The 12,610-nt window shown below is 70.4% G+C and carries 11 protein-coding genes; 10 read left to right on the plus strand and 1 reads right to left on the minus strand.

Features of this window, described 5'->3' with window-relative positions:
* Positions 1–16: 16 nt before the first annotated feature.
* Positions 17–1,372, minus strand: a complete 1,356-nt coding sequence (locus OOK07_RS33340; protein ID WP_266800154.1) for a glutamine synthetase family protein — start codon at positions 1,370–1,372, stop codon at positions 17–19.
* 367 nt (positions 1,373–1,739) lie between these two features.
* Here OOK07_RS33340 and OOK07_RS33345 point away from each other — a divergent pair, with 367 nt between their 5' ends.
* The 10 genes from OOK07_RS33345 (at position 1,740) to OOK07_RS33390 (ending at position 12,428) form a co-directional block, all read left to right on the plus strand.
* Positions 1,740–1,928 (plus strand): ferredoxin, encoded by a 189-nt coding sequence (locus tag OOK07_RS33345; RefSeq protein ID WP_266800157.1) that lies wholly within the window; start codon positions 1,740–1,742, stop codon positions 1,926–1,928.
* Positions 1,929–1,933: 5 nt separating this feature from the next.
* Complete coding sequence (locus OOK07_RS33350) at positions 1,934–3,148, plus strand: NAD(P)/FAD-dependent oxidoreductase (protein ID WP_266800159.1); 1,215 nt, start codon at positions 1,934–1,936, stop codon at positions 3,146–3,148.
* A gap of 12 nt (positions 3,149–3,160) precedes the next feature.
* Positions 3,161–3,967 carry an acetoacetate decarboxylase family protein gene (locus tag OOK07_RS33355; protein ID WP_266800161.1) on the plus strand — a complete coding sequence of 269 codons (807 nt, stop codon included), beginning with the start codon at positions 3,161–3,163 and terminating at the stop codon, positions 3,965–3,967.
* A gap of 35 nt (positions 3,968–4,002) precedes the next feature.
* The gene (locus OOK07_RS33360) at positions 4,003–5,490 is read left to right on the plus strand and encodes an aldehyde dehydrogenase (protein ID WP_266800163.1); all 1,488 of its coding nucleotides are present in this window, start codon (positions 4,003–4,005) and stop codon (positions 5,488–5,490) included.
* Positions 5,483–6,418: a 3,4-dihydroxyphenylacetate 2,3-dioxygenase gene (locus OOK07_RS33365; RefSeq protein ID WP_266800165.1), complete on the plus strand. Its 936-nt coding sequence runs from the start codon at positions 5,483–5,485 to the stop codon at positions 6,416–6,418. Before OOK07_RS33360 ends, OOK07_RS33365 begins: the two co-directional genes overlap by 8 nt.
* A gap of 12 nt (positions 6,419–6,430) precedes the next feature.
* Positions 6,431–7,276: a fumarylacetoacetate hydrolase family protein gene (locus tag OOK07_RS33370; RefSeq protein WP_266800166.1), complete on the plus strand. Its 846-nt coding sequence runs from the start codon at positions 6,431–6,433 to the stop codon at positions 7,274–7,276.
* Positions 7,277–7,405: 129 nt separating this feature from the next.
* Positions 7,406–8,041, plus strand: coding sequence for a TetR/AcrR family transcriptional regulator (locus OOK07_RS33375; protein WP_266800167.1), 636 nt, complete (start codon positions 7,406–7,408; stop codon positions 8,039–8,041).
* 212 nt (positions 8,042–8,253) lie between these two features.
* The gene (locus OOK07_RS33380) at positions 8,254–9,711 is read left to right on the plus strand and encodes an APC family permease (protein ID WP_406312756.1); all 1,458 of its coding nucleotides are present in this window, start codon (positions 8,254–8,256) and stop codon (positions 9,709–9,711) included.
* Positions 9,712–10,221: 510 nt separating this feature from the next.
* The gene (locus OOK07_RS33385; protein WP_266800169.1) at positions 10,222–11,712 is read left to right on the plus strand and encodes an aldehyde dehydrogenase; all 1,491 of its coding nucleotides are present in this window, start codon (positions 10,222–10,224) and stop codon (positions 11,710–11,712) included.
* Positions 11,709–12,428, plus strand: a complete 720-nt coding sequence (locus OOK07_RS33390; RefSeq protein WP_266685525.1) for a gamma-glutamyl-gamma-aminobutyrate hydrolase family protein — start codon at positions 11,709–11,711, stop codon at positions 12,426–12,428. Before OOK07_RS33385 ends, OOK07_RS33390 begins: the two co-directional genes overlap by 4 nt.
* Positions 12,429–12,610 lie beyond the last annotated feature (182 nt).

The raw sequence follows: 12,610 nt of genomic DNA on the forward strand, positions 1-12,610 counted from the left end.
GCTCCTGGCGGGGTGCTCAGAGGTGGTAGGAGTACTCGGCGAACTCCCAGTCGGTGACGTGTCGTTGGAAGCGTTCGGCCTCGTCGCGCTTGTAGGCGAGGAAGGACGCGGTGAAGTCCTTGCCCAGCAGTTCGATGAGCGCTTCGTCGGCTTCGAGGGCGTCGAGCGCGGCGGTCAGGTTCATCGGCAGGACCTGGGACTTCTCCGGGTCGTAGCCGTAGCCCTCCAGCGGTGCGGGCGGCTCCTTGCCCTCCTGGACGCCGAGCAGGGCGGCGGCGGTGAGAGCGGCGATCGCGAGATACGGGTTGGCGCCGGCGTCGCCGAGCCGTACCTCCAGGCGGGCGCCGGAGCCGCGCTCGGGCGGGATGCGGACCATGGCGCTTCGGTTGTCCAGGCCCCAGTTGATCAACCAGGGCGCGAGGGTGTCGGGCCCGAAGCGCTTGTACGAATTGACGGTCGGGTTGAGCAGCGCGGCGAGCGCCGGGGCGTGCGCGAGGATGCCGGCGATGGCGTGCCGGGCGTTGCCGGAGAGACCGAAGGCGCCGGCCGGGTCATCGAAGACGTTGCGGCCGTCGGCGTCGACGCAGGAGAAGTGCAGGTGGAAGCCGGAGCCGCCCGAATCGTTGAAGGGCTTGGCCATGAAGGTGGCCAACTTGCCTTCCTTGCGAGCCAGTTCCTTGACAGCGGCCTTGAAGCGGAACGCCCGGTCGGCGGCGTCCAGGGCGTCGGAGTGGGTCAGGTTGATCTCGTACTGGCCGCCGTCGAACTCGTGGTTGCCGGTGATGACGCCGAGGCCGAGGTCGCGCAGCTGTCGCAGGGTACGCAGCAGGTGGTTGTCGGGGTCGGCGCGCAGGCCGGCGGTGTAGACGGACCCGGTGACGGTGGGGCTGCGCCGCCAGCCGTTCGGCGCGGTGGCGTCCTCTTCGAGGAGGAAGTACTCCAGCTCCGGGCCGACGACCGGGCTCAGACCCGCGTCCGTACATCGGGCCAGCACCGAGCGCAGCAGATCGCGCGGCGACTCCGCGGCCGGGCCGCCGGTCGCCGGGTCGGTCGTGTCACCGAGACACCATGCGACGCCGGGCTCCCAGGGCACGCGTGCGAGGGTGCTCAGGTCTGGTCGCACGGAGATGTCGGGCAGGCCGGCATCGATGCCGCCCTCGATCGCCACGACGTCGCCGCGCGGGGTGGTGTGGTAGACGGCGCGGCAGAAGGCCAGGCCGTGCTCGCAGGCCGACGGCAGGTGGTCGAGCAGCACGTCGCGGGCGCGGTCGGTGCCGATGAGGTCGGGGTAGGTGACCCGGACCACGTCGATGCCCTCGGCGGCGAGCCGGTCCTGGTGCCGACGGACGGATGGGGTGTCGTGAGCGCTCACCGATGTCTCCTCGGCGGATTCGGGGCACCTCTCGGGCGTCGAGCCCGGGGGGAGGGTGGCGGAGCGAAGACTGGACCCGGGGCGCCGAGCGATGGCGCGGTCGTGAAGCCCCGGTCAATCATTTGAAGCCAAACGGTATGGAGGTGGCCACCTTCCCGCAAGGGGGTGTGGCAAAGAATTTATCCATCCGGATAGGTATTGACCAGAGCGTGGCGGCTTCCTATGTTGTTTGAAGCCAAACGAGTCAGGGGTCCGGCTTCCCGTACCCCTGTGGCTGGGGGCCCGGCCACAGGCCGGGCCCTTCCATCCCGCCCCTGCCCCTCTCTCCCGCCCGCTCCGGCGCACCCACCTTCCAGGAGGACCGGCAATGAAGGTCGTCGTCGACATGAACAAGTGCAAGGACCACGGACAGTGCGTCTTCGCGGCCCCCGACGTTTTCCAGCTGGACGACAACGGACGGCTGGCCTACGTCAGCGACCCGGACGACACCCTGCGCGACGAGGCCGAGGAGGCCGCGGACGTCTGTCCGCTGCAGGCCATCCGGATCGAGGACTGAGCGGCATGACGACGCAGCGCATCCTCGTCGCCGGGGCCTCCATGGGCGGCCTGCGCGCGGCCGAACAACTCCGCGGCGCCGGGTGGACCGGCGCGATCACCGTGATCGGGGACGAGCCCCACATGCCGTACAACCGGCCGCCTCTCTCCAAGGAAGCGCTGGCCGGAAAGGCGTCGTTCGAGTCCCTGGCCTTCACTCCCAAGGCAAGCGCGGCCGACGTGGAGTGGCGGCTCGGTACGAGCGTCACGAGCGCCCGACTCGCCGAGCGGGTCGTCGTGCTCGACAGCGGCGAGGAGCTGCCCTTCGACGGACTGGTCGTCGCCACGGGTATGCGTCCCCGGCGCCTGCGCTGCGAGGGCCCCGCGGTCGGCCGTCACACCGTACGGACTTTCGGTGACGCTCAGGCCCTGCGGGCGGAGCTGGTCCGGCCGGGCGCCCGGGTCGTCGTCATCGGTGCCGGGTTCATCGGCTGCGAGGTGGCCGCCACCGCGGTCGGTCTCGGCGTCACGGACGTCACCGTGGTCGACCCACTGCCGCTGCCCATGGTCGGACCACTCGGCGAGCTGCCGGCCCGCGCGCTGCTGGGGCGGCACGAGGAACGTGGTGTGCGCTTCGCTCTCGGTGCGGGTGTCTCGGGGTTCGAGGGCGAGGAACACGTCACCGGGGTCGTACTGAGCGACGGGACGGTGCTCCCGGCCGATGTGGTCGTGGAGTCGGTCGGCTCCGTCGCCAACACCGAGTGGCTCGACGGCAACGGTCTCGACCTGACAGACGGCGTGCTCACGGACGGGCAGCTGCGGGTCGGCGGACTGCCGTACGTCGTCGCGGTCGGCGACGTCGCCCGCTTCCCCAATGCCCGCTACGACGGCGTACCGCGCCGGGTCGAGCACTGGTCGATCCCCGGCGACACCGCGAAGCATGCGGCCAAGGCACTGATGGCTCATCTCACGGGTGCGGAAGCCGGCTTGCCGCCGTTCGCGCCGCTGCCCACCTTCTGGAGCGACCAGCACGACTTCCGGCTGCAGTCCTTCGGTTCCCCCGTACTCGGCCTCGCCGACATCCGCGTCCTGGCCGGCGATCCGGGCGGCGACATGATCGTCGGTTACCACGCCGACGGCGGGCAGCTCGTCGGCGTCGTCGCCCTCGGTGGCTCAGCCGCCGCCACCGGCGCCACCCGCTACCGCGCCCAGATGCTCAAGCAGCCCGCCCTCACCGCGTAAGGAACCAACGTCATGGCCAGCGTCCGTGGTTACTTCCACCCCAAGACGGCGACCGGATCGTCGTCCCTGATCCCCTCACCCCCCTGGCACTACTCCGGCGACCTGCTCACGATCGAGTACCGCACAGATCCCGCACGTGTACGGGAGTTGCTGCCCGCACCGCTGGGACTCGCCGAGGAGGACCCGGGCGCGGTCGCGCTGATCTGGGCCGACTGGCAGTCCTGCTCCGGTACGAAGGAGGAGCTGCTGGACCCGGTGCGCGCCCAGTACAAGGAGGCCTTCGCCGTCGTCCGCTGCTCGTACCAGGGGCGGACGTACTCGCGCTGCGTCCACATCTGGGTCGACAAGGACTTCGCGATCGCGCGCGGGCTGCACCAGGGCTACCCGAAGAAGCTCGGTTCGATCCACCAGACGCGGCCGCACCCCTACGGTCCGGCCCCGCGCATCGAGGCCGGCGCCCGCTTCGGCGCGACCCTCGCCGCCGCCGACCGACGCCTGGCCCAGACGGTGGTGACCCTGCGCGAGCCGTCCGAGACCAACGGCTTCGTCAACGGCCACCCGATGGCCCACCACCGCTGGCTTCCCTCCATCGAGAACGGCAAGGGCCTCGCGCTCGACGAGTTGATCGAGACCGGCGCCGCGTCCTTCGAGGCCGGACAGCCGTGGGTCGGCGACGCGGAACTGGAGCTGTTCGAGGCGCCGACGGAAGAGCTGGCCCGGCTGGAGATCCGAGAGCCGATCGCCGCGTACTACCGGCAGGTGGGCGTCGTCTGGGACGGCGGTCGACTGCTGGAATCCGGCACCTCCGAGGCCGAGTAACCCCCCTTACACATCAGAAGACCTGGAGACCGGACATGACCGAGCACATCACCACGGTGGCCGGGGTCGCCGTCGACACCCGGCACTGGATCGGCGGCGAACGCGTGGCGTCCGTCGAGACGTTCGCCGACGTGTCGCCGATCGACGGAAGCACCCTCGGGGAGATCTCCCGGGGCACGGCGACGGAGGCCGCGGCGGCCGTCGCCGCCGCTCGCGCCGCCTTTCCCGCCTGGGCCGCCACGTCGCGCGCAGAGCGTGCCCGCATCCTGCACGCCATCGCCGACGGAGTCGAGAAGCGCATCGAGGACCTCGCCAATGTCGAGACGCTCGACAACGGCGCCCTCCTGCGTTCCCACCGCCGCGGTGTGATGCCGCGCGTGGCGCACAACTTCCGCTTCTTCGCCGACTGGCTGCTGAAGCTGGAGCACGAGGACTTCACGACGCACACGAGCGGCTCCGCCGCGGGCCGCGGCCACACCAACCACGTGAGCTGGGACCCGGCGGGCCCGTGCGTGCTGATCACGCCGTGGAACGCCCCGCTGATGCTGGCCACCTGGAAGGTCGCCCCGGCGCTGGCCGCCGGGAACACGGTGATCCTCAAGCCCGCCGAGTGGTCCCCGCTCACTGCTTCGCTGCTCGCCGACATCGCGGCCGAGGCAGGGCTGCCGGCCGGTGTCCTCAACGTCGTGCAGGGATACGGCACCGAGGTCGGCAACGCTCTCGTCTCGCACCCGGACGTCCGCCGGATCAGCTTCACCGGTTCCGTGCCCACCGCCCGGCACATCGCCCGGGCGGCCGCCGCCAACCTCACCCCTCTCAGCCTCGAACTCGGCGGAAAGTCACCGCTGTTGGTCTTCGCCGACGCGGACCTCGACCTCGCCGTGGACCTGGCGGTGGAGCAGTACGACAACGCCGGACAGGTATGCCTGGCCGCGACCCGCATCCTTGTCGAGGAGACGGTCTCGGACGAGTTCACCCGCCGGTTCGTGGAAAAGGCGAGCCGGCTCAGGCAGGGTGACTCGCGCGACGAGGGCACCGATCTCGGCCCCAGCATCCACCCGCGCCAGCTGGAGAAGATCGACGGTTTCGTGCGTCGCGCGCTCGACGACGGGGCTCGCGCGGTCATCGGCGGCAAGCGCAAGGACCGGCTGTACTACGAGCCGACCCTCCTCACCGACGTCGCCCAGGACTCGGAGATCGTGCAGGAAGAGGTCTTCGGTCCGGTCCTGACGCTCCAGACCTTCGGCGACGAGGAAGAGGCCGTGCGCCTCGCCAACGACACACGCTTCGGTCTGGCCGCCACCCTCGTCACCGGGGACCACCAGCGTGCCGAGCGGGTCACCGCGCGGCTCGTCGCGGGCACGGTCTGGGTCAACTGCTTCTTCGTACGCGACCTCCAGGCTCCCTTCGGCGGCTCCCGCCACTCGGGCGTCGGCCGGGAGGGCGGCACATGGAGCTTCGACTTCTACTGCGACGTCAAGAACACCGTCACCGCGCCGAACGGATGGCAAGACCATGGGTGAAATCGTCGGGGCGGGTCTGCTCGCCCACGTCCCCACCATCGTGCTGCCGGAGGGGGACCGGCTCGAGCTGAACCAGGGCAAGGAGATCACCCTCGTCACCGGCTTGCGACAGCTCCGCGAGGACGTCTTCGACAGTGACGACTACGACACCGTCGTGGTCCTGGACTCGCACTGGGCCACCACCGTCGAGTTCGTCGTCACCGCCCAGCGGCGCAGGGCCGGACTGTTCACCTCCGAGGAACTGCCGCGCGGCATGTGCCGGATGCCGTACGACTTCCCGGGTGATCCCGAACTGGCCCACAACATCGCCCGGTTCGCCGACAAGCACGGCACCTGGGTCACCGCGATCGACGACGAGTACCTCCCGATCTACTACGCCACCATCAACCTGTGGAAGTTCCTCGGCGAGGGGCTGCCGGACAAGCGATGGGTGACCATCGGCGTCTGCCAGACCGGTGACATGGAGGACCACCTGCGGCTCGGCCGCGCCCTGGCGGACGGTATCGCCGCCACGCCTGGCCGCCGCGTGCTGCTGATCGCCTCCGGAGCGCTGTCGCACACCTTCTGGCCGCTGCGCGAGCTTCGCGACCACGAGTCGAGCGACCCCGGCCACATCTTCACGTCCGAGGCCCGCGATGCCGACTACGAGCGCATCGCCTGGTTCAAGGAGGGCCGCCACGGCAAGGTCCTCGACACCATGGACGAGTTCTGGAAGTACAAGCCCGAGGCCCGCTTCTACCACTACCTGATGATGGCCGGCGCCCTCGGCGAGCAGGCATGCGTCGCCGAGGCACGTCAGTACGGCGAGTACGAGAACTCCATCGGCACCGGCCAGGTCCACCTCTGGTTCGACCGCCCGGCCGAGGGCTGGACCGGCACCGGCGCGCCCGCGTCCGCCTCTCCGCGCACCCCGCACAGCCGCTCCTAGAAAGGCCCCGCCATGCCCGAATACCGCCGTGTCCTCCTCGACGGAGCCGCCGTCGAGACCGTCCGTGACGGTGACGAACTCGTCGCCGGGGACGGCCGCCGGGTCAAGATCGAGGACGCCCAGCACCTGCCGCCGGTCGTGCCGTCCAAGGTCGTCGCCGTTCACCTCAACCACCGCAGCCGGGTCGACGAGTTCCAGATCCAGCTGACCCCGACGCCGACGTACTTCCACAAGCCGACCTCCGCCCTCAACTCCCACAAGGGCGCCATCGTCCGCCCCGAGGGCTGTAAGTGGCTCAACTACGAGGGAGAGGTGGCGATCGTCATCGGCCGGACCGCGCGCAACATCTCCCCTGCCGAGGCGGGCGAGTACATCGCGGGCTACACCGTCGCCAACGACTACGGCCTGCACGACTTCCGCGACACCGACGCCGGTTCGATGCTGCGGGTGAAGGGCTCCGACACCCTGTGTCCGCTCGGCCCGGGCCTGGTCACCGACTGGGACTTCCACGGCAAGTACCTGCGCACGTACGTCAACGGCGAGGTCGTCCAGGACGGTTCGACGGATGAGATGGAGTGGGACATGCACTACCTCGTCGCCGACATCGCGCGCACCATCACTCTCCACCCCGGCGACGTGCTGCTCTCCGGTACCCCGGCCAACTCCCGCCCTGTCCAGCCCGGTGACGTCGTCGAGGTCGAGGTCGAGGGCCTGGGGCGGCTCACCAACCACATCGTCACCGGCCCCACCCCGATCCGTGCGGACGTCGGAGCCCAGCCCACCGAATCGGAAGAGGTCCTGTCCACCGCGCTCGGCGGCGACTGGGAGTTCCGCGGTATCCGGTCCCCCAGGCGCTGATGCCCACCGTGGGCGGAACCGCACCCGGCCTGCCGCGACGGCGCCCGGCGCGGTGCTTCACCTGTCCGTCCCGTGCGGCCGGGCAGGGGAGAGGCCGCCGTGCGTGTACGGGCCGGTAGGGTCGCACCCATGACCGAAGCCACCGGGACCCCTGAGGGCCCCAGGCCGCGCAAGCGGGTGAACTACGGGGAGGGCCGGGAGGCCCTGCTCAACGCGGCCGTGCGAGTGGTGGCCCGGGGCGGTCTGCGCAAGCTCACCTATCGCGCGGTGGCGGAGGAGGCAGGGGTCACCCACGGTCTTGTCGTCCACCACTTCGGCACCCGCGACGCGCTGATCGAGGAGGCGCTCGCCCACACCGTACGCTCCAGCCTGAGCGTCAGCGCGGTCGAGCCGGGGACCGGCAAGGTGTCCGACTTCTCGACCGGAGTGTCCGAGATGGTCACGGCCGATCCGGACACCCAGGTCTTCCAGTACGAGCTGCTGCTCGAATCCCGGCGAAGGCCGGAGCTGCTGCCGCTGATCCGTGGGCTGTACGACGAGTACTTCGATGCCACCGAGCGGGAGCTGTCCCGGATACTCCCCGAGGGTGCGAACCGGGCGATGACGCGACTGGTCTTCGCCGCCCTCGACGGTCTCGTCCTGCACCAGCTCGTTCTGGGCGGCGGACCCGAGGTCACTGACGCGGCCATCGAGGAGCTCCGCTCCCTGCTGCGGTTGCTCGACGCCGACGCAGACGGCGAGAGTGCGGGCGACAGCGGCGCCTGACTCGCCGACCTGCCTGATGTGAGGCGAGGCCCCGGACGCTTGGCGCCCGGGGCCTCGTTCGGCTCGGATGCCACCTCGGCCAGGCCTCGTACAGACGATGTGGTGGCCTAAAAACACCACACAAACCCTTGCCATCTGGATAGTTCCAGCCCACTATGAAGCAACTCGTTTGGCTCGAAACGAAACCTCTCCCTTCCAGGCAGGTGATCCGCGTGGACAGTCAGACGGTCGAACCAACACAGACCGTGCAGAGCCCCTCCGCTGCAGGGCGGCTCAAACCCAACTCCCTCGGTGTTCTGGGAATCCTCTTCTTCGTTCTCTCCGCGCAGGCGCCGCTGACCGGCATAGCCGGTGCCGTGCCCATCGCCGTCGCCATCGGCAACGGCGCGGGTGCGCCCGCCGCGTATGCCGCGGTCGGCGCCGTCATCCTGCTGTTCTCCGTCGGCTTCGTCGCCATGGGGCGACATGTCGTGGACGCCGGCGCCTTCTACACCTACATCGGCAAGGGGCTCGGCCGCCCCATCGGCTCCGGGAGCGCAGGAGTCGCGCTCTTCGCCTACTGTGCGGTCCAGGCCGCCATGTACGGCTTGTACGGCTTCATCGTCAGCGGCCTGGTCGAGCAGTACACGGGGCTGAGCGCACCGTGGTGGGTCTGGGTCCTGGTCACCATGGTGATCGTCCAGATCCTCGGTGCCGCCGGGATCGAGATGGGCGCCAAGATCCTCGCCGTCTTCGTCCTGGCCGAGTTCAGCATCCTGTTCGTCTTCGCCCTGGTGACCCTCTTCAAGGGCGGCGGTCCCGAGGGGCTGGGCTTCGCCCACAGCTTCTCGCCCCATGCGGCCCTGCAGGGGGCACCGGGCGTGGCGCTGATGTTCGCTGTGGCGTCGATGTTCGGCTTCGAGGCCACCGCGATCTACGGCGAGGAGGCACGGGAGCCCCGCAGGACCGTCCCCCGGGCCACGTACCTGTCCGTCATGGTCGTCACCGTCTTCTTCGCCTTCACCTCGTGGATGCTGGTCTCCGCCCATGGCGCCTCGAACGCCACCGCGACCGCCGGGAAGGCACTGGAGAGCGGCGACGCCACGTCCTGGGTCTTCGCGCCGATCACCGCGCAGTTCGGCGGCTGGGCAGGCGACGCGCTGCCCATCCTGCTGACCACCTCCCTCTTCGCCGGCGTCCTCGCCTTCCACAACTCCGCCAACCGCTACCTGTTCTCGCTCGGCCGCGACGGCCTGCTGCCGCGCGGGCTGACCGCGGTCAACCGACGCCACTCGCCCTGGGTGGCCGGCGGCGTGCAGACCGTGATCTCGCTCGTGTTGGTCATGCCCTTCGCGCTGCTGGGCAAGGACCCGGTGCTGAGCCTCTTCTCCTGGTTCAGTGGGGTCGCGGTGCTGGCGGTCATGCTCCTGTACTTCCTGACCTCCGTCTCGGTGGTCGTGTTCTTCCGCCGGGAACGGCTGGACACTCGCGCCTGGAACACGCTGATCGCCCCCGTCCTGGGTGCGCTCGGCATCGCCGGTGCCATCTGGCTGATCCTGGCCAACTTCACCACCCTCATCGGCGGGGACCAGGACACGGCGATGTGGCTGGAGCTCACCGTCCCGGCGGTCCTGGTCCTGGGCGTCATCGCCGCGCGACTGACTCGTGGCAGGGCGATGGCCGACGTCTGAGCCTGCCCCGCGGTGTGGCCGGCCCGGTCCTTGTCCTCCCCCTCGGGCCCGGACCGGCCACACCGACCTCTCCGGGCCGGGGGAGGGCTTGCCCTGAGTCCGTGCGTGAGAAGCCGTCAGCCGGCCGCTACGCCACGTGGCCGACGTGCCGGCCGTACGCACCGCTCCGCGCCGCCGTGGTCGAGGCAGTCGCGCGTCATAGCCCTGGTGATCTCCGGATTCGCATCCCCAGGAAGCGCCCCACCTGGAACGCCGGCCGATCTCCGGGCGCGATGACGCATTGACCGACCGAGCGCGGTGGTCGACCCCCGGCCGCCGAAGCAGACACCAAGCACCTGTACGCCGAGGTGGTGATCCATGCGCAGGGGCGCGAGTTCGCCCGTGCACGTCCATGACCCGTTGACGGTACGACCGAACGACAGGCCGGTCGAGACCCCGGTCTCCCCTGCGGGGACCGCCCGTGGCTTATCGTTTGGATTCAAACGTAATGCCATGACCTGGAGGCTACGCATGCTGGACATCACCCACGAAGACTGGCTGCGCCGGGCCAAGGCACTGGACGTGTCAGGTGCGCACCACATCGACGGCGCCGACGAACCCGGCGGCGGGCAGTCCTACCCGGCCCTCTCGCCCCGCGACGGGCAGGTGCTGGCGCACGTGGCCGACGCCCAGCCCGCCGAGGTGGACGCCGCTGTGGCCGCCGCGCGCCGGGCCTTCGACTCGGGGCCGTGGCCACGCCTCGCACCTGCCGACCGGGGCCGGGTCCTGTTGCGGATCGCTGATCTGCTGGAGGAGCAGCGTCACCGGCTGGCGCTGACGGTCAGCCTGGAGATGGGCAAGCCGATCACGGACGCGTACGACATCGAGCTGCGCGCCGCGATCAACACCTTTCGGTGGTACGGGCAGCTGGCGGACAAGCTCACCGACGAGTCGCCGCACACCGCGCCCGACGCGCTCGCCCTGGTCACCCGCGAACCGGCGGGTGTCGTCGGCGCGGTCGTCCCCTGGAACTTCCCTCTCACACTGGCGGGCTGGAAGGTCGCTCCGGCGCTCGCGGCCGGCTGCACCGTGGTGCTCAAGCCGTCGGAGAACTCGCCGCTGTCCGCGTTGCTGCTCGGTCGGCTGGCGACCGAGGCCGGGCTGCCGCCGGGCGTACTCAACGTCGTCACCGGCGACGGGCCCACCGCAGGACGGGCGATCGGCCTCCACCCGGACGTCGACGTGCTGGCCTTCACCGGATCCACCGCCGTCGGGCGGCACTTCCTGCGGTACGCGGCCGACTCCAACCTCAAGCGCGTCTGGCTGGAGCTGGGCGGCAAGTCACCCAACATCATCCTCCCGGACGCACCCGACCTGGAGAAGGCCGCCGAAACCGCCGCCTGGGGCATCTTCTTCAACCAGGGCGAGATGTGCACGGCCCCTTCGCGGCTGCTCGTCCACTCCTCTGTTGCCGAGCGCGTGACGGACACCATCGTGGCGCGGGCCCGGGAACTACGGATCGGTGACCCGCTCGACCCGGCGACCGAGATGGGGGCGCTGGTCGGTGAGCGCCACCTGCGGCGCGTACTGGGGCACATCGGCACCGGCCTCAACGAGGGCGCTCGGCTGCGGGCCGGGGGCAGCCGCATACTCACCGACACCGGCGGCAGTTACCTGCAGCCCACCGTCTTCGACCACGTGGATCCGGGCATGCGGCTGGCCCGTGAGGAGATCTTCGGCCCCGTCCTGTCCGTGCTCACCTTCGACGACCTCGACGAGGCCGTCGCGCTCGCCAACGACACCGAGTACGGCCTGGCCGCCGGGCTGTGGACCTCCGACCTGTCCACCGCCCACCAGGTCTCGCGCGCGCTGAAGGCCGGCACGGTCTGGGTCAACTGCTACGAGGAGGGCGACCTCACCGTGCCCTTCGGCGGCGTGAAGCAGTCCGGCAACGGACGCGACAAGTCCGCCCACGCCATCGAGAAGTACACCGAACTCAAGACCACCTGGATCCAGCTGTGACGACGCCCGCGCGACCGCTGATCGCGATCCCCGCCCGCTTCGCCGCCTCCACCTCCGCCCTGCGCTACGCCGCCGAGGTCAACGCCCGCGCGCTGGTCGAGGCGGTCTGGCGGGCCGGCGGTGAACCGGCCACCATCCACCCCGCCGAGCCCACCGCCGCCGGCGTGGCCGCCCGCCTCGCCCGCTTCGACGGCGTCCTCCTCCCCGGCGGCGGCGATCTCTCCCCGTACCGCTACGGCGCGACCGACACCCACGACAGCGTGTACGACGTCGACGACCTCCAGGACGCCTTCGACCTGGAAGTCGCCCGCCAGTCCATCGACCTGGGCCTGCCCCTGCTCGCGATCTGCCGCGGCCTCCAGGTCGTCAACACCGCCCTCGGCGGCACCCTCCACCAGGACATGGGCGGTCCGGACCGCGAGCACCGACATGTCGTGCACCCGATGGCGATCCGGCGCGGTTCGCTGCTGGAACAGGCCACCGGCGCCGAGAAGGTGGAGGCATCCTGCTACCACCACCAGCGGGTCGACCGTACGGGCGCCGGCCTCACGATTACCGCCCGGGCCGCCGACGACACGGTGGAAGGGCTCGAACTGCCCGGAGTTCTCGGCTGGTTCGCCGCGGTCCAGTGGCACCCCGAGGACACCGCCCTCGAAGACCCCGCCCAGCAGGGACTGTTCGACGCCCTTGTAGGCGCCGCACGCGACCGCCATTGACAGCACGAGAACTCACCGCCGTCTTCCTCGTCGGACGCCGCACAAGTCCTGCCCCCGCGGCTACCTCGCTCCCGGCATAGCTCTGGCGCATCACCGCCGCCCGAGGGCTGGGACCGCAGGACATCGCCATCGCCCGATGCGATCAGCTGCCGCGGTCCACCGGCGGGGAGGGGGATCGCTGC

The sequence above is a fragment of the Streptomyces sp. NBC_00078 genome, from assembly GCF_026343335.1.
Classification (GTDB): domain Bacteria; phylum Actinomycetota; class Actinomycetes; order Streptomycetales; family Streptomycetaceae; genus Streptomyces.

Bases quoted from the DNA above. Each gene is read 5' to 3' on its own strand.
- OOK07_RS33375 (WP_266800167.1), top strand. From the start codon at position 7,406: ATGACCGAAGCCACCGGGACCCCTGAGGGCCCCAGGCCGCGCAAGCGG.
- OOK07_RS33350 (WP_266800159.1), top strand. From the start codon at position 1,934: ATGACGACGCAGCGCATCCTCGTCGCCGGGGCCTCCATGGGCGGCCTG.
- OOK07_RS33360 (WP_266800163.1), top strand. From the start codon at position 4,003: ATGACCGAGCACATCACCACGGTGGCCGGGGTCGCCGTCGACACCCGG.
- OOK07_RS33365 (WP_266800165.1), top strand. From the start codon at position 5,483: ATGGGTGAAATCGTCGGGGCGGGTCTGCTCGCCCACGTCCCCACCATC.
- OOK07_RS33345 (WP_266800157.1), top strand. From the start codon at position 1,740: ATGAAGGTCGTCGTCGACATGAACAAGTGCAAGGACCACGGACAGTGC.
- OOK07_RS33385 (WP_266800169.1), top strand. From the start codon at position 10,222: ATGCTGGACATCACCCACGAAGACTGGCTGCGCCGGGCCAAGGCACTG.
- OOK07_RS33370 (WP_266800166.1), top strand. From the start codon at position 6,431: ATGCCCGAATACCGCCGTGTCCTCCTCGACGGAGCCGCCGTCGAGACC.
- OOK07_RS33355 (WP_266800161.1), top strand. From the start codon at position 3,161: ATGGCCAGCGTCCGTGGTTACTTCCACCCCAAGACGGCGACCGGATCG.